This is a genomic window from Palleronia caenipelagi, assembly GCF_007004065.1.
In the GTDB taxonomy this organism is placed as follows: domain Bacteria; phylum Pseudomonadota; class Alphaproteobacteria; order Rhodobacterales; family Rhodobacteraceae; genus Palleronia; species Palleronia caenipelagi.
The window spans coordinates 1-20,105 of record NZ_VFSV01000032.1; the positions used below are offsets into that span (position 1 = coordinate 1).

The 20,105-nt window shown below is 63.7% G+C and carries 18 protein-coding genes and 4 pseudogenes; 17 read left to right on the forward strand and 5 right to left on the reverse strand.

The window, feature by feature from the left end; genetic code table 11:
• Positions 1-323 (reverse strand): annotated as a pseudogene (locus tag FEV53_RS14705) (helix-turn-helix domain-containing protein); the annotation flags it as partial.
• Positions 324-479: 156 nt separating this feature from the next.
• Between FEV53_RS14705 and FEV53_RS14710 the strand changes: the two are divergent.
• The gene (locus FEV53_RS14710) at positions 480-884 is read left to right on the forward strand and encodes a phasin family protein (protein ID WP_142835571.1); all 405 of its coding nucleotides are present in this window, start codon (positions 480-482) and stop codon (positions 882-884) included.
• Between the two features lie 74 nt (positions 885-958).
• Here FEV53_RS14710 and FEV53_RS14715 read toward each other — a convergent pair whose 3' ends face one another.
• Entirely contained in the window at positions 959-1,921 is a 963-nt protein-coding gene (locus tag FEV53_RS14715; RefSeq protein WP_142835572.1) for a LysR family transcriptional regulator, read from the reverse strand.
• 144 nt (positions 1,922-2,065) lie between these two features.
• On the opposite strand from FEV53_RS14715, the gene FEV53_RS14720 reads away from it, so the two are divergent.
• The 11 genes from FEV53_RS14720 (at position 2,066) to alr (ending at position 12,450) form a co-directional block, all read left to right on the forward strand.
• The gene (locus tag FEV53_RS14720; protein WP_142835573.1) at positions 2,066-2,842 is read left to right on the forward strand and encodes a transporter substrate-binding domain-containing protein; all 777 of its coding nucleotides are present in this window, start codon (positions 2,066-2,068) and stop codon (positions 2,840-2,842) included.
• Positions 2,843-2,908: 66 nt separating this feature from the next.
• Positions 2,909-3,556: an amino acid ABC transporter permease gene (locus FEV53_RS14725; protein WP_142835574.1), complete on the forward strand. Its 648-nt coding sequence runs from the start codon at positions 2,909-2,911 to the stop codon at positions 3,554-3,556.
• A gap of 18 nt (positions 3,557-3,574) precedes the next feature.
• The gene (locus FEV53_RS14730; protein WP_142835575.1) at positions 3,575-4,231 is read left to right on the forward strand and encodes an amino acid ABC transporter permease; all 657 of its coding nucleotides are present in this window, start codon (positions 3,575-3,577) and stop codon (positions 4,229-4,231) included.
• Positions 4,232-4,245: 14 nt separating this feature from the next.
• Positions 4,246-5,016, forward strand: coding sequence for an amino acid ABC transporter ATP-binding protein (locus tag FEV53_RS14735; protein WP_142835576.1), 771 nt, complete (start codon positions 4,246-4,248; stop codon positions 5,014-5,016).
• A complete protein-coding gene (locus tag FEV53_RS14740) occupies positions 5,013-6,365 on the forward strand; it encodes an aminotransferase family protein (RefSeq protein WP_142835577.1) in 1,353 nt (450 codons plus the stop codon). The genes FEV53_RS14735 and FEV53_RS14740 overlap by 4 nt, the downstream gene beginning before the upstream one ends.
• On the forward strand, positions 6,362-7,054 hold the full coding sequence (locus tag FEV53_RS14745; RefSeq protein WP_246100832.1) for a CoA transferase subunit A: 693 nt from the start codon (positions 6,362-6,364) through the stop codon (positions 7,052-7,054). Before FEV53_RS14740 ends, FEV53_RS14745 begins: the two co-directional genes overlap by 4 nt.
• Positions 7,041-7,694, forward strand: a complete 654-nt coding sequence (locus tag FEV53_RS14750; protein ID WP_425465490.1) for a 3-oxoacid CoA-transferase subunit B — start codon at positions 7,041-7,043, stop codon at positions 7,692-7,694. The genes FEV53_RS14745 and FEV53_RS14750 overlap by 14 nt, the downstream gene beginning before the upstream one ends.
• A gap of 11 nt (positions 7,695-7,705) precedes the next feature.
• A complete protein-coding gene (locus FEV53_RS14755) occupies positions 7,706-8,998 on the forward strand; it encodes an ArgE/DapE family deacylase (protein WP_142835578.1) in 1,293 nt (430 codons plus the stop codon).
• A 6-nt stretch (positions 8,999-9,004) separates the two neighbouring features.
• Positions 9,005-10,180: a thiolase family protein gene (locus tag FEV53_RS14760; RefSeq protein WP_142835579.1), complete on the forward strand. Its 1,176-nt coding sequence runs from the start codon at positions 9,005-9,007 to the stop codon at positions 10,178-10,180.
• Between the two features lie 12 nt (positions 10,181-10,192).
• The gene (locus tag FEV53_RS14765; protein WP_142835580.1) at positions 10,193-11,341 is read left to right on the forward strand and encodes an amidohydrolase; all 1,149 of its coding nucleotides are present in this window, start codon (positions 10,193-10,195) and stop codon (positions 11,339-11,341) included.
• Positions 11,341-12,450 carry an alanine racemase gene (alr, locus tag FEV53_RS14770; RefSeq protein WP_142835598.1) on the forward strand — a complete coding sequence of 370 codons (1,110 nt, stop codon included), beginning with the start codon at positions 11,341-11,343 and terminating at the stop codon, positions 12,448-12,450. Before FEV53_RS14765 ends, alr begins: the two co-directional genes overlap by 1 nt.
• 53 nt (positions 12,451-12,503) lie before the next feature.
• On the opposite strand, the gene FEV53_RS21555 is transcribed toward alr, so the two are convergent.
• Genes FEV53_RS21555 through FEV53_RS14780 form a run of 3 tightly spaced genes read right to left on the reverse strand, consistent with a single transcriptional unit; the run spans position 12,504 to position 14,373 of the window.
• A complete protein-coding gene (locus FEV53_RS21555) occupies positions 12,504-12,725 on the reverse strand; it encodes a M20/M25/M40 family metallo-hydrolase (protein WP_246100833.1) in 222 nt (73 codons plus the stop codon).
• Between the two features lie 15 nt (positions 12,726-12,740).
• Positions 12,741-13,715 carry a hydantoinase/carbamoylase family amidase gene (locus FEV53_RS14775; RefSeq protein ID WP_246100834.1) on the reverse strand — a complete coding sequence of 325 codons (975 nt, stop codon included), beginning with the start codon at positions 13,713-13,715 and terminating at the stop codon, positions 12,741-12,743.
• Positions 13,708-14,373, reverse strand: a complete 666-nt coding sequence (locus FEV53_RS14780; protein WP_142835581.1) for a DUF1028 domain-containing protein — start codon at positions 14,371-14,373, stop codon at positions 13,708-13,710. The genes FEV53_RS14775 and FEV53_RS14780 overlap by 8 nt, the downstream gene beginning before the upstream one ends.
• Positions 14,374-14,444: 71 nt before the next feature.
• Here FEV53_RS14780 and FEV53_RS14785 point away from each other — a divergent pair.
• The 5 genes and pseudogenes from FEV53_RS14785 to FEV53_RS22050 all read left to right on the forward strand — a co-directional run.
• Positions 14,445-16,026 (forward strand): annotated as a pseudogene (locus FEV53_RS14785) (ABC transporter substrate-binding protein).
• Positions 16,027-16,114: 88 nt separating this feature from the next.
• Positions 16,115-17,062 carry an ABC transporter permease gene (locus FEV53_RS14790; RefSeq protein WP_142835582.1) on the forward strand — a complete coding sequence of 316 codons (948 nt, stop codon included), beginning with the start codon at positions 16,115-16,117 and terminating at the stop codon, positions 17,060-17,062.
• Positions 17,059-18,924, forward strand: a pseudogene (locus FEV53_RS14795) (dipeptide/oligopeptide/nickel ABC transporter permease/ATP-binding protein). The gene FEV53_RS14790 and the pseudogene FEV53_RS14795 overlap by 4 nt, the downstream one beginning before the upstream one ends.
• On the forward strand, positions 18,924-19,880 hold the full coding sequence (locus tag FEV53_RS14800; RefSeq protein WP_142835583.1) for an ABC transporter ATP-binding protein: 957 nt from the start codon (positions 18,924-18,926) through the stop codon (positions 19,878-19,880). The pseudogene FEV53_RS14795 and the gene FEV53_RS14800 overlap by 1 nt, the downstream one beginning before the upstream one ends.
• A gap of 34 nt (positions 19,881-19,914) precedes the next feature.
• A pseudogene (locus FEV53_RS22050) lies at positions 19,915-20,070 on the forward strand (FadR/GntR family transcriptional regulator); the annotation flags it as partial.
• Positions 20,071-20,105 lie beyond the last annotated feature (35 nt).

The window sequence follows — 20,105 nt, forward strand, 5'->3', positions numbered from 1 at the left end:
CTCGAACGCTCCCGGCGCAAGTAATACCGGCGAAGGTGCTCTTCGATCACCGCTTCGACCTTGCCGGATATCAAGGTCGTACCGGCCGGACGGCCCCGTTTTCGCGGAGCCAGCGCGCTGCTGCGCCCACCCTCTTCCGCCAGCCGCTTTATCCAACGCCAGACCGTCGCCCTGCTGACACCAAGCTCCCAAACGGCGTCATTGATGCCACTTTCCAGACTGCCAGCCCCATTGAGATATGCCTGAACAAGCGGACGTAGCACGGCGGCCCTGCGCGACTCTTCAGCACCAACTGCAACAGAGGCTTCGCCATCATCATCCATCGATATTTGCAGCAAATGTCTGTGAACTCCGTCTCAGGTTTTGGGGCAAGAATATCGGAGTTAAAGGCAAAATCTCATATTTAAGGGCAAAGGACAGCCGTTGATTTCATTGGATTTCTCATCTCACAATTAAGGGCTACGCGACAGGAGGCCCCCATGGCTGCCACTGCTAAAAAAGTCGAAACCAAAGTCGAAAACGCCGCCGAGAAGGTGGAGAACAAGGTCGAGAAGCTTGCCGACCGCGCCAGCGCCAACCTCAGCGCGGCGACCTCCGAGGCCCGCACCTTCGCCTCGCTCTATACGACCGCCCTGCGCAGCTTTGCCGAGGGCGTGATCGAGGTCGACAAGCTGATCCTGTCGAAGCTGAGCAACGCCGCTTCCGAGACCGTGCAGCAGGGCCAGCAGATCCTGAAGGCCCGCGACGTGAAGACCGCCATCGCCATGACCGCCGTCTCCACCCAGTCGGCCCTTGACCGCAACGTGTCGGACACGAAGGAAGTCCTCGACCTCGCCAATGCCCGCCTCCAGGAGAGCCTCGAGCCCTTCAAGACCTACGCCTGATCCAAACCCCTCCCTGACGGATCAAGCAAACGCCCCGCCCGCGCCACACAGCGCGGGCGGTTGCGTTTGGGGCGTTAATCTGTTCCATATGTTCGCTCTGAGAGATTTGTCTCTGCCAAGCTCTGGCGTAGCTCGTGGAGAAAACTGTGTTCGGCCTCGGACAGGCGGCGGTCGGGGTTGGTGATGATGTAGATGGATACCTCCGGCAGGCCGTCCAGAGGGGGGAGCTGGTGCAGGGATCCTGCGGCGACGTCGCGGGCGGCCACGTGAACGGGGAGGGCGCCAATCCCGATGCCCGCCATGATCATCCGCCGGATTTCCGTCAGGTTCGATGACACACCCCGCCAGTTGCTGGACATTCCCATCCGGGCCCGGAGATGGGAAATTGCCTCCAACGGGCCACCCTCGGCTTCGGTTTGAAACGCCACAAAGGGCTCATCCGCAAGATCCTCGGTGCCGATGTGATCGGTGTTGAAGAGCCGGTGACGGGGTCCGCAATAGAGGCCGAAATACTCCTTGTAGAGCACCTCAGCGGTCAGTCGATCCGGAATCCGGGACAGAAGGCAGATGCCGAGACTCGCCCGGTTTTGAGCGATCATCGTCTCCACGTCGTGGCTTTCCAGCACCTGAAATCCATAGGTGATCTTTGGATGGGTGGCTGCGAAGCGGTTCAGAAACGCGTCGAAGTGATCCGACATCACATGACTGGTCGTGGAGATGGCGATATGCCCGCGCAGCGTATCTCCGGCGACATCCATCAGCTCAGGCAATTGCGACACGGCGCCAAAGATCGTGGCGCTTTGGGTGTAGAGGACTTGTCCGGCCCGGGTGACAGAAAATTCGTTCGGCTTCCGGATGATCAGTGTTTTCCCGACGGTTGCTTCGAGCCGCTTGAGCGCGGCGGAAACGGTGGGCTGTTTCAGGCCCAGCACATCCGCTGCCTTCGAGATCCCCCGCTTCTCAACAACCACCATAAAGGTGCGCAACAGGTTCCAGTCGAGATTCCAGGGAAAACGCTGTGGGCCCGGCGAGGTCATAGATTTCATCTATTTTGATAATGCGTGGTATTTATTTGCCGGATGCAGTGCGCCTGTGCAAGCCTTGAGACTGAGGAGCTTCTGCCGGGTCTCAACACCACTGTGTTGTCTCCCGCAGTGAGGACACCAGAGGGAGAACAAGACATGACGGTTCGTCGTACCATTCTGAAATCCGCGATTGCTGCCGCCGGTCTGGCGGTCTTTGGCCTCGGCGCGGCGATGGCTGAAGAGCTGGAGATGCTGAAGGAAAAAGGCGTCATCCGCATCGCCATGTCGGGCGCTTATCCTCCGTTCAACTTCGTCAATGACGAAAACGAGGTCGTGGGGTTTGATCCTGCTGTCGGGACCGAGATCGCCAAACGCATGGGGCTGGAAGCAGAGATTGTGACCACCGCCTGGGACGGGATCATCGGAGGTCTGCTGGCCAATAAATACGACGCTATCGTCGGATCCATGACGATCACCGAAGAGCGCGACGAGGTCGTGGATTTCGTCGGGCCGTACTATTCTGACCGCCGTGCGATCTTTACCCAGCCCGATGCCGGCATTGGCAGCCTTGAGGACCTTGATGGCAAGAAAGTCGGGCTGACCCTCGGCGAGACCCATGAGGACTGGGCCCGGGAAAAGGGGTATGACATCGCGACCTATAAGGGCCTGCCGGAGTTGCTTCTGGAGCTGGAGAACGGCCGCGTGGATGCCATCGTGAACGACTCCATCGCCGCCATCCTCGCCATGAAGGCCAAGGGGCAGGAGTTTGAGATGTTCAACGATCCGGGGACCGAGCCCTTTGGCGCAGGAATCGCGATCCGTGAAGGCAATCCCGAACTGGCCTCGGCCATGCAGGAGGCACTCGATTCGATGATGGAGGATGGCACCTACATGGAGCTGGCCATGGAGTGGATCGGCGCCGACATCCGCTGATACACCGACTATCACCCCGATTAGGGGTGAAGACCGCCTGACCCCTGAGACAGGAGGCGCTGCGCCATGGACACCGAGCTGATGCTCAAGGTCTATCCGTTCTTTCTGGAAGCGGCCTGGGTCACGATTCAGCTGTCGGTCCTGACGGCGGTGCTCGGACTGATCTGCGGGGCACTCGGGACTGCGGCGCGTCTGTCGCGTCTGGCCGTGATGCGCTTTGTCGGGGCGGCCTATGTCAGCGTCTTTCGCGGCACGCCCGCGCTGATCCAGCTCTTTATCCTCTATTTCGGCGGTCCTCAGATCGGCATCCAGCTCGATGCTTTCGAGGCCGGGGTGATCGGGCTGGGGATCAATGCGGGCGCCTATATGACAGAAACGATGCGCGGCGCGATTATCTCCATTGATAAGGGGCAGCGCGAGGCGGCACGCACACTGGGGCTGAGCCGCTGGCAGGCGATGTACAAGGTTATCCTGCCTCAGGCTGCGCGACTGATGGTGCGGCCTTTGGGGGTGAATCTGAACATGCTGATCAAGTCCACTGCCCTCGTCGCCGCCATCGCCGTGGTCGAACTGACTTATACGGCGCAGCGCTATATCGGCTCGACTTACAAGCCCTTCGAGATGTTCCTGCTCGCGGGCATTCTCTACATGATCATCATCACCGTGGTGGGCAAAGGTGTGTCCTGGCTCGACCGCAAGGTCCAGATCACCTGATCGCCGGGAGGGCACCTTATGGGCCTCGATTTCTCTATCGTTCCCAAATACATGGACATCATCCTGCTGGGCTGTGCCTGGACTTTGGGAATCACGGTGGCGGCCGCGCTGCTGAGTTTCGTTGGCGGGATCGTCTTTGCAGTAATCGCCCTCTACGCGCCGTGGATCATCAGGCAGCCCTTCCGGCTGGTGGAATGGGTGTTCATGGGCACGCCGCTCCTGTTGCAGCTGTTTCTGATCTATTTCGGCCTCGTGCAGATTGGGATCGACCTGCCTGCCTTTGTCGCCGGGATCATCGGGCTGGGGCTGCATTTCGCCGTCTATAATTCTGAGCTGATCCAGACCGCCATCCTCGCGGTTGACAAGGGCCAGATGGAAGCCGCGCGGACGCTGGGCCTCAGCCGGGGGCAAGCGTTGCGCAAGGTGGTAATCCCTCAGGCGGTGCGCGATGTGATCCCCCCCATCGGCAACAACATGATTGCGCTTCTGAAGGACAGCGCGCTGGTCTCGGTGATTGGCGTTAGCGAACTGACTCTCTCGGCTCAGCGCATCATCGGCAAGACCTACCGCCCCTTCGAATTCTACGTGCTCGCCGCTGCCTTCTACTACGTCATCAATCTGGGCATGGAATGGGTGCAGCGCCGGATCGAACGCCGCATCTCTCTGTCCCGATGACCGGAAGGCCTGATATGACCGACCAGACCGCTTTCGTTGATATCCGCCACGCCCAGAAATCCTACGGCGCGCTGGAGGTGCTGAAGGATATCAGCCTGACCGTCGAGCAAGGCCAGATTGTCGCGATCATCGGGCCGTCGGGCTCGGGGAAATCCACGCTCCTGCGGGCGATCAATGACCTCGATGCGCTGACCGGCGGGGAGATCTGGCTCGATGGAGTGCAGGTAAACAAGTCGCTGCCGCATCGCCAATATGAAAAGCATATCAACGAGATGCGCCAGCAGATCGGGATGGTTTTCCAGCATTTCAACCTGTTCCCGCATCTGACCGTGCGCGAAAATGTCACCATGGCGCCGACCTTGCTCAAGGGTCTGTCGAAGGATGCCGCCGAGCAGCTTGCGCGTGAGCAGCTCGATCATGTGGGGATGCTGGACCGCATCGACTATTACCCCTCACAACTCTCGGGCGGGCAAAAACAACGCGTGGCGATTGCCCGGGCGCTGGCGATGAAGCCCAAGCTGATGCTGTTCGACGAGGCCACCTCGGCGCTCGACCCGGAACTGGTGGACGAGGTCAATCAGGTCATGAAGAAGCTCGCCGAAGATCAGATGACCATGATCATCGTGACCCATGAGATGGACTTCGCCGCCGCGGTTTGTGACAGGGTGCTGTTCATGGATCAGGGCGTGGTCGTCGAGGAAGGTCCCCCGGAGGTCGTCTTTCGCAATCCCACGCAGCAGCGCACGAAGGAGTTTCTGCGCAAGCATCTGGCGGGGGCAAAGTGACCGACGCGCCCTCATATCTGTTCTATCAGACCCGCAATCCGCGCCCCTTTCTGGACCGCGCCGAGGGGATCTACATGTTCGACGAGGACGGACGGCGCTATATCGACGGGTCTTCTGGCGCGATGGTGTCCAATATCGGCCATTCCAATCCGCGTGTCTTGGCGAAAATGAAGGCGCAGATGAACCGCGCCACCTTTGGCTACCGGCTCCATTTCCGTACGCACCCGTCCGAGGATCTTGCGGCAAAGACGGTGGCGATGACGCCTGAAGGCCTCGACCGGGTGTTCTTTGTCTCCGGCGGATCGGAGGCGGTCGAGAGTGCGGTGAAACTCGCCCGGCAATATGCTCTGACGCAGGGGCAGGGGAAGCGGCACAAGGTGATCTCGCGCTTCCCGTCCTATCACGGCTGCACCTTCGGCGCGCTGGACCTGACCGGCTATGACCCGCTGCGCGAGCCGTTCGCGCCGATGATGGAGGGGATGCCCAAGGTTGCTGCGCCGGTGACCTATCTTGACCGCGATGATCTGAGCGAAGAGGCGCGCGGGTTGAAATATGCCGAGGCGCTGCGGACCCGGATTCTTGAACTGGGGCCGGAGACCGTGCTGGCTTTTGTCATGGAGCCCGTGGGCGGTGCCTCGACCGGCGCGCTGGTGGCGCCGGACAGCTATTATGGCCGGGTGCGCGAGGTCTGCGACGAATTCGGTGTCATCCTGATCTATGACGAGGTGATGACTGGGGCGGGGCGGACCGGCAAATTTCTGGCCGCAGAACACTGGGGCATCACCCCCGATATTGTCGCTCTGTCAAAGGGGTTTGGCGCGGGCTACGCCCCCCTTGGGGCCATCGTCGCCCGCCATGAATTGGTCGAGCCGGTGCTGGATGCGGGGGGCTTTGCCCATGGGTTCACCTATGCGGGGAATCCTCTGGCCTGTGCGGCCGGGCTGGCGGTGCTGGAGGAGATCGAAGAGCAGGACCTGATCGGCAATGCGGCGCGGATGGGCGAGGTTCTGATGTCTGAGCTGCGGCAGTTGATGGCGGAGTACGACTTTATTGGCCATGTGCGGGGCAAGGGGCTGCTGACGGCCTTTGAGCTGGTCTCCGACCGCGCCACCATGACGCCACTTGATCCGGGGCTGAACGCTTATGACCGGCTGGTGAACCTGGCCTATGAGCGCGGGCTGATCCTCTATTCCCGGCGCACGCGCGGTGGGACGGCGGGCGATCATTTCCTGCTCGCGCCGCCGCTGATTATTACCGAGGCGCAGATCGCGGAGATGATGGCGATCCTGCGGGATGGGCTCGATGCTTTTGCCGGCGAGACGGGGTTGCGTCAGGAGGTGGCATCGTGAGGCTGCCGGAAAAAATCTGTGCCATGGAGGACGCCATCGCGCAGATCCGCGACGGGGACACCGTGATGGTGGGCGGGTTTGGCGTGCCGGGCACGCCGATGACGCTGATCCGCGCGCTGGTCGCACATGGGGCACGCGATCTTACCCTGGTCAAGAATGACGCGAATGAGCCCGGCATGGGTATCGACCACTTGCTGCAAAGCGGTCAGGTCGCCCGGCTCATCACCACCCATCTGGGGCTGAACAGCCATGCTATCGGCTTGATGAACAGCGGGCGCATCGCGGTCGAGTTCAACGCCCAGGGCATCCTTGCCGAGCGCATTCGCGCAGGTGGATCTGGTCTCGGGGCCGTCCTCAGCGATATCGGTCTGGGGACCGAGTTGGCGGAGGGGAAGCAGGTCGTGCAGGTCGCGGGTCAGGACTATCTGGTGGAGCCTGCCCTGCGGGCCGGCATTGCCCTGATCCATGCCGAACGGGCAGACCCCTTTGGAAACCTGACCTACGCGGCGACGGCGCGGAATTTCAATCCGCTGATGGCCATGGCGGCGGATCAGGTGATCGTCGAAGTCGAGGAAATCGTTCCATTGGGCGCTCTGCCACCTGAGGCGGTTCACACGCCCGGTGTGTTCGTCGATCAGGTGGTGCCGCTGGGGACCTTGTCCGGGGAGTATGCCGTTGTCCGACGCTAAGACCCGCATGCTGCGCCGCGCCGCCCGAGAGATCACTCCGGGCATGGTCGTCAATTTGGGGATCGGCTTGCCAACGCAGGTGGTCAACCACCTCGCGCCCGATCTGCCCGTGTGCCTGCATACCGAAAACGGGCTCACCGGGATCGGTCCGACCCTGCCCCCCGAGCGGGCCGACCGGAACCTGATCGACGCGGGCGGGGCCTATGTTTCGGAGGTTCCGGGCTCGGCCTTTTTTGACAGCGCCACGAGCTTTGCCATGGTGCGGGCGGGACGGCTCGATCTGACCATGCTGGGTGCATTCGAGGTGTCGGAGACGGGTGATCTGGCCAATTGGAAGATCCCGGGGAAATTCAGTCCCGGCGTGGGTGGCGGGATCGAGCTCGCGCAAAAGGCCCGCCGGGTGGTCGTGCTCAGCACCCATACGGACCGCGCCGGCAACCCCAAACTCCTCACCGCCTGCACCCTGCCCCTGACGGCCCGGAACCGTGTGGCGCGGGTCTTCACCGACATGGCGGTGGTGGATGTAGAGCCCGGCGGATTTGTCCTCACCGAGCTGGCCGAAGGGGTCAGCGTCGCCGAGGTGTCCGAGGCCACCGGCGCGCCGCTGCGCCTGCCCGACACAGCCTTGCCCCGCTTTTGAGAGATGCGCTGATGACCGATGCGATGAAGTCCCGGATTTGCTATGCGGTGGATACCGCCTTTGACCAGCAGGTGTCGTTTTTGGCGGCGCTCACGGCATTCCGCTCGACCCGGGGGAATGAGCAGGCTGCGCAGGATTTCATGGCCGAAGCGCTGGTAGCGCGCGGATACGAGGTGGACCGCTGGCAGATCGATTTGGATGAGATCCGTCACCTGCCCGGCTTTTCCCCGGTCGCTGAACCCTATGACGACGCGGTGAATGTGGTCGGCACCCATCGTGCAAAAGCCGGCGGCGGGCGGTCGTTGATCCTGAATGGCCATATCGACGTCGTGCCCGCGGGACCGGAGGAGATGTGGGATAGCCCGCCCTTTGAGCCGCGCGTCGCCGATGGCTGGCTCTATGGCCGCGGCGCCGGGGATATGAAGGCGGGGCTGGTCTCGAACCTCTTTGCGCTCGATGCGCTGCGGGCTTGCGGGCTTGCGCCCTGCGGAGACATCCATGTCCAGTCCGTGGTCGAGGAAGAATGTACCGGCAACGGGGCGCTGGCCTGCCTTGCGCGCGGGTATCGCGCCGACGCGGCTCTGATCCCTGAACCCTTCTCCGAACATCTGGTCACGGCGCAGCTGGGCGTCATCTGGTTTCAGGTGCATTTGAAGGGCCTGCCCACCCATGTGGCCTATGCGGGGAGCGGGTCGAATGCCATCGAGGCCGCCATTCCCCTCATCGACGCGCTTCACCGGATGGAGGCGCGCTGGAACGCCGCCGCCAACCGGACTGCCGACTACGCCCATATGGATCACGCCCTGAACCTGAATGTCGGGCGGATCGCTGGCGGCGACTGGACAAGTTCGGTCCCGGCCTGGTGCGTTTTCGACGTGCGGATGGCGATTTTTCCGGGGCAATCTCTCGACGCGGCACAGGCGGAGATTGGACAGGTCATTCGGGATGCGGCCTCCGAGGTTCCGTTTCTGCGTGAGGCCCGGCCCGAGATCGTCTGGCATGGCTTTCTCGCCGAGGGATACGCCCTGTCGCAAGACAGCTCGGCCCGGGCGACGGAGGCCATCGGGGCACTGGAGGCTGCGCATCGCGGGGTTACCGGCGCGGGCCTGACCCGCGAGGCGATCACTGCGACGACCGACGCGCGGTTCTTCGGGCTCTACGCGGATACACCCGCGCTGGTCTATGGCCCCCGGGCCGAGGCGATCCACGGCTTCAACGAGCGGGTTGAGCTGGACAGCATGCGCCGCATCACGAAATCCACTGCCCTGTTCATCGCCGACTGGTGCGGCACTGAGGAGATCTGAGACCCCATGCGCGACGCCGTCATCGTTTCTTTCGCCCGCACGCCAATCGCCAAGGCGTATCGCGGCGCGTTCAACAATCTGGAGGCCCCGAGCCTTGCCGTCCCCGCGACGCGCGCCGCGTTGGATAGGGCTGGGCTTGCGGGTGCAGAGATCGAGGATGCGATCTTTGGCTGTGCGCTGACCCAGGGGACGGCCGGTGTCAACGTCGCCCGCCATATCGCGCAAGCGGCTGGACTGCCGGACAGCGTCGCGGGCGCGACCGTGGACCGGCAATGCGCCTCAGGGCTGAACGCGATCGCGATGGCCTCGAATGTGGTACGGTGTGACGGCGTTGACGTTGCGCTGGCCGGGGGGCTCGACAGTATTTCGCTGGTGCAAGAGGCCCATTGGAATGCACATCGCTACCGGGATCCCAACGTGGCGGAGCGCTATTACATGACGATGCTCGACACCGCCGAACACGTGGCCAAGCGCTATGGTGTCACGCGCGCGGCACAGGACGCGCTCGCATTGCACAGCCAGCGCCGCACGGCTGCGGCTCAGACGGCGGGGCTCTTTGCCGATGAAATCGTCCCGGTTCAGGCGCAAAAGCTGGTGACGGACAAACAGACCGGCGAAACCCGGGTCGATGCCGTGCGTCTGGACCGGGACGAATGCAACCGACCCGATACCACGGCTGAGGGTCTGGCTGCTCTGACCCCGGTTCGCGGCGATGGGGCGACGGTCACTGCCGGCAATGCCAGCCAGCTCTCGGACGGCGCTGCCGCGCTGGTGGTGATGGAGGCCGCCGAGGCCAGTCGCCGGGGCCTGACACCGCTTGGTGCGCTGCGGGGTTTTGCCGTCGCGGGGGTCGCCCCTGAGGAGATGGGGATCGGGCCCGTTCACGCGATCCCGCGTCTTCTGGAACGGGCGGGGACGTCGGTGGACGGGATTGACTTGTGGGAGATCAACGAAGCTTTTGCCGCGCAGCTGATCCCCTGCCGCGATGCCCTTGGCATCCCGGACGACCGGCTGAATGTGAATGGCGGTGCCATTGCAATTGGTCATCCATATGGCATGTCTGGAGCTCGGATGGCCGGTCATCTGCTGCTCGAAGGCCGCCGGCGCGGCGCACGCTGGGGTGTGGTGTCCATGTGCGTGGGCGGTGGGCAGGGTGCGGCGGGCTTGTTCGAGATTTTCTGAGAGGCCAAGAGCATGTTGACTGCGGACCAACTGGCCGGACTGACCGCGCTGCGCCACGATCTGCATCGTCGCCCGGAGGTGTCGGGCGCCGAGATGGAAACCGCCGCCCGCATCGCCGCCGAACTGGATCCGCTCGGCCCCGACCGGATCTGGCGTGGGCTTGGCGGGCATGGTGTCGCGGCGGAGTTTCGGGGGGTTGAACCCGGTCCAACGGTTCTCCTGCGCTGTGAGTTGGACGGGCTGCCGATCCGTGAGATTTCCGACCTCCCTTATCGCTCGGAAATCCCGGACAAGGGGCATCTTTGCGGTCATGACGGTCACATGGCGGTGCTGATCGGGGTCGCACGGGTGCTGTCAAACCGCAGGCCGGGGCCGGGCAGGGTGATCCTCCTGTTCCAGCCCGCCGAGGAGACCGGCGCAGGCGCAGAGGCCGTGATTGAAGATCCCCGGTGGCCCCAGATCCGGCCGGATTACGCCTTTGCCTGGCACAATGTACCGGGGCGTCCGCTGGGTGAGGTTGGGCTCTGCGTGGGCGAAGGAAACTGCGCGTCCCGGGGGATGCAGATCCTGCTAACGGGCAAGAGCTCTCACGCCGCAGCGCCCGAGGATGGGATCTCGCCCGGCCCGGCGATGGCGCGTCTGATGACGAAGTTGCCCGCGCTCAGCACAGGCGGGATTGCCGATCCTGAATTTGCGCTTGCGACCCTGACCCATGCCCGGCTCGGCGAACCGGCCTTTGGCATCGCGCCGGGGCAGGGCGAGCTGCGCGCCACGCTGCGGAGCCGAAGCAACGACCGCATGGAGGCGTTGATGTCTGAGGCCACCCAACAGGTCGCCGCCGCAACTGAGGGGCTGGAAACGGAGGTCCACTGGCATGACGTGTTCCGCGCCGTGGTGAATGATGCCGGGGCGGCCGCATTGGCCGGAGCAGCGGCTCGCGATGCTGGCTTGTCGGTCTATGAGATGCCGCAGCCCATGCGCTGGTCCGAGGATTTCGGGCGCTTTGGCGATGACGGCGCGCGGGCGGCGTTGCTCTATGTCGGGGCGGGGGAGGATCACCCCCAGCTCCACAACCCCGATTACGATTTCCCCGATGCGCTGCTGCCGGTGATGGTCGATCTGTTTTGCGCTCTGCTCAAGCGGATCCCGGCCCCGGCGTGATGCCCGTTGTGGATCCCAGCCTGAGCGCCTGGTGTGAGATCCATACCGACCGGATTGCCCGCAATCTGGAACGCGCGCGGGCTCTGGTCCCGGCGGGGCGGAGCTTTTGCGCGGTGTTGAAGGCCGACGCCTACGGGCACGGCATCGGTCATGTGGTCCCGATCATCATGGCGCAGGGGATTGACTGCGTCGGCATCACCTCGAATGCCGAAGCACTGGCAGTGCGACAGGCCGGATTTGGCGGGACGATGATCCGTCTGAGGGCTGCAACCCCGACCGAGATCCGGGCGGCGGCGCCTCTCGATATCGAGGAGCAGGTTGCATCGCGAGAGGTCGCCCAAACGCTTGTTGAGATGGCTCAGGCGGGTCATCCGGTCCGCGCCCATCTGGCGCTGAATGCGGCCGGGATGGGGCGCGATGGGCTGGAGATCGGGACCGCCGACGGCTGGCAGATCTGTCTGGAGATCCTCAAGACGCTCAGGGAACGGATCGTTGGCATCTCTACCCATTTTGCCTGTAATCTCCCCGAGAACCTGCGCAGGAGCGCCGTCCGGTTTCACGAAGACGCTGCGCGGGTTCTGTCCGCGAGTGGACTTGATCGGGAGGATGTGACCGTCCACGCGGGCAGCTCGCTGACCCTGATCTCGGACGAGCCTGTGCAAACCGACATGTATCGCTGTGGTGCGATCCTCTACGGCATTCTGAAACCTGAACTGGGCTTCCGCCCGACCATGACGGTGAAGACCCATGTCCTGAGTTTGCAGAACTACCCCGCAGGGGCGACGGTTGGCTACGACCGCGCCTGCGTGCTCAAGCGGGACAGCCGCGTCGCCACTCTGGCGGCGGGCTATGCCAATGGTATCCGGCGGTGTTCTTTCGGCAGAATGACGGTGGAGGTTTCCGGGACGCGTGTACCTGTCATCGGTAAGGTTTCCATGAATACGCTGACCGTGGATGTGACCGGTCTGCCAGGGGTGTCAGTGGGAGACGAAGTTTTGATCTTTGCCGGAGATCCTTCCGCAATCCGGCTCGCCGAGGCGCAGTTTCAGACGATCATGGCGGAGCTCTACACCGACTGGGGCCAACGCAACCCGTTGGTCATTGATTGACGGCGCGTCCCCGGATCGGGATTTGGTTGCGCGCCCTTCCGTGATCGCGTGATCTAGACAGACAATCCGTCGTGGATAAGTCGCGCCAGAACGGAGATCGCGGCGCTCATATCTTCGGCGGTCGCGTCTTCATCGAGATGGTGGCTGATGCCGCTGCGACAGCGGACAAAGAGCATCGCCACAGGGCAAAGATCAGCCATCGCCGAGGCGTCATGGGTTGCCCCGGAGGGCAAGAGGAGCGCATCAGGTGCGGCGGATCGGAGCCGCCCAGACAAAGCCGCATCGCAGGGCTACGCGGGCTGAGCATAGCTTCGGGTGCAGATCACACGGAGCCCGGTCTCTACCGCGAGTTCTTCGGCAAAGCAATGAAGTGCGGCCCCCGCTGCCTCTCTGGTGTCGTCTTCGGGAGAGCGGAACTCGGCGGTCATGCGGACCTCACGGGGCACTGCATTTACCACATTGGGGCTGACCTCACGGGCACCGACCGTGCCGCGCAGATCAGGGGTGGTGCGGGCTAGCCGGTTCACTTCGGTGACCAGCGCCGCCGCGCCCACCAACGCATCGCGCCGACCCTCCATGGGCAGCGTCCCTGCATGGCCGGTCTCGCCGGTGAGGGTGATCTGATGGCGCTCGATCCCGCAAATGCTTGTGACGAGTCCGAGCGGCTGGTCCGCGCGTTCCAGAACAGGGCCCTGCTCGATATGGGTTTCGATAAAGCCCATGATTTCGGACGGTTTGCGCCCGAGGCTGTGCACCTGATCCGGATCGAGGCCGAACTCACGCATTACCGTCCTCAGGGAGATCCAGGTGGCGTCGCACATCTCTAGCACAGCCGGGTCGACGGTCCCGGCCAGAGCACGGGAGCCCACCAGCGCGGTTGGGAAACGGACACCTTCCTCGTCAGCGAAGGCGAGGATTTCGACCGAAACGGGCAGGACGCTCCCGTCGGCGCGCAGCTTCTCCAGTGCCAGGAGCGGCAGAACGACCCCCATGATCCCATCATAAGCGCCGCCTTCGCGGACGGAATCCTGATGCGAGCCCAGAAGGAGGGTCTTGCTGCCCGGCGGTTCTTCGGCGCGACCGATCAGGGTGCCAGCGGCGTCGAGCGTGACCGTCAGCCCTGCCGCCTCCATGCGCGCCGTCAGGATTTTCAACGTCGCGCGGTGCTCTGGCGTGAAAGGCAGGCGGGTCACGCCGGGGCCGGGCTCGGAACAGGCGGACAGTTCCGCGCGCAGGACTCCGGCTTCTGCGCCCCAATCAGTCAAGAACCCGCTCCTTGTCGGTCGCCACGGGGACTTGCCGCGCCCATGTCGCGTATTCGCCCGTGGTGGCTTGGCGATGCAAAGCGCTGAGCGCTCCCAGCGGATCGTCGGGTTGATAGTCGACCCGCAGCGTCAGAGGCGGGTGATCGGGATGCAGAACCAGCATTGCCGCCGATTGGAGCCCCCGAAAGTCTCCGCCAGCCGCGTTTGCCGCGTGGAGCGCTGCGAGAAGCCGGGTGTCGAGCGGGCCTGTTGCGATCGTGAACGCCTCGGCGAGTACAGTAAGAACGTGTTCGCCCGCAAGCATATTGCCTGCGGCAATTCCGCCGTCAAACGCCAGCGCATCGCGCGAGGGTTGGTTCTGGTCGCCGGTAAAGGCGCCAGTGTTTCCCGCCATATCGAGCGCGCTCAGTTGCCGGGACGCGCGCCCGCTGTCGGCGTCGGTGATCTGTTGCACTGCGTCTGAGGCAGTGAGTCCATCGGCCATCCGGTCCAGCACGTCCTCGCCCCAAAAGGTTGAGGGGGCCGCGCCCTGACTGGCCGAGAGCCCGGGCCCGAGGCGCCCGCGCAGGACCCAGCCGCCAACGCAGAGCGATCCCGTGGCCGCGGCTCCGCCCAAGGCACCTGTCTCCTGATCTCGCGCAAGGATGGCAAATGTCATGGTACGCCTCACCTTATGTACAGTTTAATTATCATGATAATTTGCCCAAAAGCAGAACAGGGAGGTTTGTGATGACGGTACTGAATATGACCCGCCGGGGCCTGATGGCGGCAACTGCGGCGGCGGCGTTGGCCTTCGGGGTTCTGCCCGATGCGGGTGTGGCGCAAACCCCTCCGGGAGTGCTGATCGTGGGGCAGATCGCGGAGCCGAAATCTCTCGACCCTGCGGCCGTGACTGCGGTGAACGACTTCCGCATTCTGGTGAATGTCTACGAGGGGCTGACCCGCTACAAATCCGGCACGCTGGAGGTCGAGCCCGGCCTCGCCACGGACTGGCAGATCAGCGATGACGGCACCGAGTACACCTTTACCCTGCGCGATGGCGTCAGCTTCCATGACAGGACGCCGTTCAATGCCGAGGCAGTGGTGTTCAACTTTGAGCGGATGCTTAACGAGGATCACCCCTATCACAATACCGGCCCGTTCCCGTTGGCGTTCTTCTTCTCGGCGGTTGGAGGGGTCGAAGCCGTTGATGACTTGACGGTGAAGTTCACCCTGAACGCGCCCTATGCGCCATCCCTGTCGAACCTCGCCTATCCCACGGGCCTGATGGTGACATCCGAAGCGGTCAAAACCAACGGCGCCGAATTCGGGCGCAACCCGGTTGGCACCGGTCCGTTCAAATTCGCCGAGTGGCGCTCCAATGAGGCGGTGGTGATCGAGTAGAACCCCGATTACTGAGGCGATATGGCCGGGACTGACGCGGTGGTATTCCGCCCGATCACCGACGCCAACACCCGCGTGGCCGAGATGCTGGCGGGCGGGATCGACATGATGGTCGAGGTGCCGCCCACATCGCTGGGTCAGTTTGATGGCGATATGTTCAGCATTGTCGAGCAAGGCCGGCCCCCACGTCTGGTTTCTGATCCTGAACGCCAAAGAAGGCCCCTTTGCCGATAAACGCGTGCGGCAGGCCGCCAATTACGCGATCAATAAGGAAGCGATTGTGAACGATGTGCTGGAGGGCACTGCCACCGTTGCCGCCGGTCCGACCCCGCCCGCCTTTGCCTGGGCCTATAACGAAGAGCTCGACCCCTATCCCTATGATCCGGAAAAAGCGAAATCGCTGATCGCTGAGGCCGGCGCCGAAGGCGCAGAGCTGACCTTCTACGTGACCGAGGGCGGGTCGGGGATGCTCGATCCGATCCCGATGGGTACGGTGATACAGACGGATCTGAAGGCCGTCGGCCTGGATGTGAAGATCGAGACTTACGAGTGGAACACTTTCCTTGGCGAAGTGAACCCGGGTCTGGAGGGCAAGGCCGACATGGCCGAGATGGCGTGGATGACCAACGACCCCGATACGCTGCCTTATCTGGCGCTGCGCTCGCAGGCCTGGCCCGATCAGGGTGGGTTCAACTCGGGCTACTACGCCAACGAGACCGTCGATGAGTTGCTGGACGCGGCCCGCACCGCGACGGATCAGGATGAGCGCGCCCGGCTCTATCGCGAGATGCAGGCCATCGTTCAGGAGGACGCACCCTGGGTTTTCGTGGCGAACTGGAAGCAGAACGCCGTGACCAGCGACCGGGTGGAGAACTTCTCTCTCGAACCTTCCTTCCTGCTGCACCTGCAGGATGTGACGAAGAACTGATCGTCCAATCGGGGGCCGGAAAAATGTCAATTTTTCCGGTTCGTTTTTTCGGCGAAAAAACGTGCCCCCTTGCAAGCCGGGGACCGGGATGGGTGGATATATCGCAAAACGGCTGATCTCGGCCATCCCGGTTCTTCTGGGGATCACGATCATTGTGTTTCTGATCATGTCGCTGATCCCCGGCGATCCGGCCACGGCCATTCTCGGCTCCTACGCCACGCCGGAAAATGTGGAGAAGCTGAACCGTGATCTTGGCCTCGATAAGCCCATGGTGCAGCGCTATTTCATCTGGCTCGGCAATATGCTGACCGGGGATTTCGGTCGCTCGTTCTCGCTGAACCGGCCCGTTCTTGATGAGATCGTCGAGCGCTTTGGCGCCACGCTCGTTCTGGCGGGGACCAGCTTTGTACTCTGTTCCCTGCTGGGCATTCTCGCGGGTGTCGTCTCCGCCGCCCGGCAATACGGCGCGGCGGATAAGCTCATCACCCTCGTGGTCCTCATCGGTATCTCTGTACCGTCCTTCTTCCTCGGGATGATGATGATCCTGCTCTTTGCCGTTGAGCTCCGCTGGCTTCCGGTCTCGGGGATGTACGCGATCTATGGCGGTGGCGATCTGCCGGACCTTCTGCGGCATCTGATCATGCCAGCCCTTGCGCTCGCTGCGGTGGCAACCGGTGTGATCGCCCGGCTGTCCCGGGCGGCGATGCTGGAGGTGCTGCGCCAGGATTACATCCGCACCGCGCGGGCCAAGGGCGTCCGGGAATCGCGCGTCATCTGGGGCCATGCCCTGCGCGCAGCGATGGTCTCGATTATCCCGGTGTTGGGCATTCAGGCCGGGTTTGTCCTGTCCGGCGCGGTCTATATCGAGATCGTGTTCCAGTGGCCCGGGGTCGGACGGATGCTGGTGGATGCGATCCTTAAGCGTGATCTCCTGCTGGTGCAGGGCGGTGTGGTCTTCGTCGCCGCCTGCTACGTTTTCTTCAACATCGCCGTGGATGTGGCGCAAGCGATGCTCGACCCGAGAATAAAGACATGAGGGTCTTTGCCGCGCTCCTGTTTCGCAACCGGCTGGCGGCCTTTGGGGCGGTGGTGCTGGGGCTGATCCTGATACTGGTGCTGCTGACGCCGCTTCTGCCGCTGCCCGATCCGGATCAGACCAGCACCGGGGACCGCTTCCTGCGACCCCTGTCTCCCGGCCATCTGCTGGGCACCGATCATCTGGGACGTGACCTGCTGGCGCGGCTCCTCCACGGCACCCGGCTCAGTCTCGCCGTTGGCGCGGCAGCCGCCCTGATCGCGGCCACGATCGGCTCGAGCATTGGCATCGTGGCGGGCTATTTCGGCGGGCGGATCGACAATGTCATCATGCGCTTCGTCGACATGCTCATGGCGTTTCCCTACATCCTGCTGGCGTTGGCCATCGTCGCCGCGCTGGGGCCGGGGCTGATGAATGCGCTGATCGCCGTGGCCGCCGTGAACGTCCCGTTTTTCGCCCGCAACATCCGGGGCATTGCCGTGGGGCTGGCCGGGCGCGAGTTCATCGACGCGGCGCGCCTCTCGGGCATGGGGCATGGGCGCATCATCCTGACCGAACTGCTGCCGAATGTCCTGCCGGTGATCGTCATCGCCATGTCCACGACGGTGGGATGGATGATCCTTGAGACGGCGGGGCTGAGCTTTCTCGGCCTCGGGTCGCAACCGCCGCAGGCCGATCTGGGCTCGATGCTGGGTGAGGGGCGCTCGGCGCTCATTTCCCATCCCCATACGTCGGTCGTGCCGGGGGTGATGATTTTTCTCATCGTCATGTCGGTCAACCTGCTGGGCGACGGGGTGCGGGACGCACTGGATCCGCGCTTGCGGTCCGGCGCGCTCAGCCGTCCCCAAGCCATGACCCGCGTGGCCCGGACCGGCGCGGTGCCGGCCGCCACCGAAGATCTGCTCGCCATTCAGGAGCTGGAAACCTAGTTCCATGTGGGCACGCGGGTCTATCGCGCGGTGGGAGGCGTCAGCCTGTCGGTGCGGCCCGGTGAATGTCTGGGCGTGATCGGCGAGAGCGGCTCGGGCAAGTCGGTCACCGCGCTCAGCGTCATGGGTCTCGTCGCCTCGCCGCCGGGGGTGATTACCGGAGGCGCGGTGCGGTTCGAGGGCGAGGACCTGATCGGCGCGCCCTATGAGACCCTGCGTCGGAGGCGCGGCGATCGCGTGGCCTATATTTTCCAGGACCCGCTGGCGACCCTGCACCCGCTCTACCGGATCGGCGACCAGCTCGCCGAGGCGATCCGTGCCCATCACAGCATCAGCGCTGGTGAGGCGCGTGAACGGGCGATCCGCCTTCTCAACGACGTGCGGATCCCCAATGCCGGGGCCCGAATTGACGATTATCCGCATAAATTGTCCGGCGGGATGCGTCAGCGGGTGAGCATTGCCATGGCGCTGGCGAACGAGCCCGATGTGATCATCGCGGATGAGCCGACCACTGCGCTCGATGTGACGGTGCAGGCACAAATTCTGGCGCTGCTGGACGATCTGCGACGGGACCGCGGGCTGGCGATCATCTTCATCACCCACGATTTCGGCGTTGTGGCGCAGCTCTGCGACCGGATCGCAGTAATGTATGCGGGCCGCATCGTTGAGGAAGGTCCTACCGCCGCGGTCCTGGAGGCGCCTGCCCACCCCTACACGAGACGCCTGATCGACTGTGTGCCGGAGCTCGGACAGGGCAAGCGGCGGCTCGAAGCCATCCCCGGTCTGCCGCCCATGGTGGATGCACTGCCCGAAGGCTGTGCCTTTGCGCCGCGTTGCACGAAAGCGGTTCCCGACTGCGCCCGTGGCGATATCGCGTTGGAGCGCACGGGGACCCGGGCGGTCCGCTGCCTGATGCCGGAGGAAAGCGCCTGATGCCCGCCCTCAACGTTGATCACTTGTCGAAGACAGTCGCCCAGAAGAAGCCGCTCCTGAGGTCGGCCCCGCCCGGCGTGCGCGCGGTCCAGCTCATGAGTTTTGCGGTGGAGAAAGGCGAGACACTGGGCATCGTAGGCGAATCCGGCTGCGGCAAGTCCACGCTTGCGCGGATGCTGGTGGGTTTGCTGGAGCCCAGCGCGGGTCATATCGAGATCGCAGGCCGCGCGCTCAACACGGCGGATCCGGCAGCGTTCGGGCGGCTGATCCAATACGTCTTTCAGGACCCGATCAGCAGCCTCAACCCGCGCAAGACCATCCGGCAGATTATGGGGGCCCCGCTGCGCCATCTTTACCGGATGCCGGCGGCCGAGCGGCAGACTCGCATTGCCGAGATCTTTGCCTCGGTGAACCTGCGCGACGACTTCCTCGACCGCTACCCACACGAATTTTCCGGCGGACAGGCCCACCGCATTGGTATCGCCCGGGCGCTCGCGGCCAGCCCCGAGATCATCGTGCTGGATGAGCCCGTCTCCGCCCTCGACGTGTCCGTGCAGGCGCAGGTCCTGAACCAGCTGGCGGATCTGAAACGCCAGTTCGGGCTGACCTATCTTTTCATCACCCATGATCTCGCGGTGGTCGAGGCGGTGAGCGACCGGATCATGGTGCTTTACTTCGGATCTGTGGTCGAGATGGGGCGCGCCGAGCAGATCTTTGCACGGCCCCGCCACCCCTATACAAGGCTTCTGGCGGAGAGTGCTCCTGTCGTCGGTCGCGCGCTGAAAGCGCCCGAGCAAAAAGGCAGCGAACTGCCCGATCCGCTGAACCCGCCGCCGGGATGCGCCTTTGCCGGGCGGTGCCCGCTGGCCACCGATTTGTGCCGTCGCGAAATACCGGAATTGCGTTCTATGGGAGATGACCAGCTTGCCGCCTGCCACCACCTGATCCCCGGCTGACACAAAGCCGAGCCGCCCGCTTCAGGTCGCCGAAGCGATCAAGGACTGGGTCGTCGAACAGGGTCTGCGCGCCGGGGACCGGCTGCCCGGCGAGGCCGAACTGATCGACCGCTTTGGTATGTCCAAGGGGACGGTGCGCGAGGCCATGCGGATCCTTAAGGCTCAGGGGCTGATCCGGACCCGCACCGGTCCCGGCGGCGGTAATTTCGTCCATGAGGTCAGCCG

Bases quoted from the DNA above. Each gene is read 5' to 3' on its own strand.
- FEV53_RS14800 (WP_142835583.1), top strand. From the start codon at position 18,924: ATGCCCGCCCTCAACGTTGATCACTTGTCGAAGACAGTCGCCCAGAAG.
- FEV53_RS14735 (WP_142835576.1), top strand. From the start codon at position 4,246: ATGACCGACCAGACCGCTTTCGTTGATATCCGCCACGCCCAGAAATCC.
- FEV53_RS14765 (WP_142835580.1), top strand. From the start codon at position 10,193: ATGTTGACTGCGGACCAACTGGCCGGACTGACCGCGCTGCGCCACGAT.
- FEV53_RS14725 (WP_142835574.1), top strand. From the start codon at position 2,909: ATGGACACCGAGCTGATGCTCAAGGTCTATCCGTTCTTTCTGGAAGCG.
- FEV53_RS14715 (WP_142835572.1), bottom strand. From the start codon at position 1,921: ATGACCTCGCCGGGCCCACAGCGTTTTCCCTGGAATCTCGACTGGAAC.
- FEV53_RS14710 (WP_142835571.1), top strand. From the start codon at position 480: ATGGCTGCCACTGCTAAAAAAGTCGAAACCAAAGTCGAAAACGCCGCC.
- FEV53_RS14730 (WP_142835575.1), top strand. From the start codon at position 3,575: ATGGGCCTCGATTTCTCTATCGTTCCCAAATACATGGACATCATCCTG.
- FEV53_RS14780 (WP_142835581.1), bottom strand. From the start codon at position 14,373: ATGACATTTGCCATCCTTGCGCGAGATCAGGAGACAGGTGCCTTGGGC.
- FEV53_RS14755 (WP_142835578.1), top strand. From the start codon at position 7,706: ATGACCGATGCGATGAAGTCCCGGATTTGCTATGCGGTGGATACCGCC.
- alr (WP_142835598.1), top strand. From the start codon at position 11,341: ATGCCCGTTGTGGATCCCAGCCTGAGCGCCTGGTGTGAGATCCATACC.
- FEV53_RS14720 (WP_142835573.1), top strand. From the start codon at position 2,066: ATGACGGTTCGTCGTACCATTCTGAAATCCGCGATTGCTGCCGCCGGT.
- FEV53_RS14790 (WP_142835582.1), top strand. From the start codon at position 16,115: ATGGGTGGATATATCGCAAAACGGCTGATCTCGGCCATCCCGGTTCTT.
- FEV53_RS14760 (WP_142835579.1), top strand. From the start codon at position 9,005: ATGCGCGACGCCGTCATCGTTTCTTTCGCCCGCACGCCAATCGCCAAG.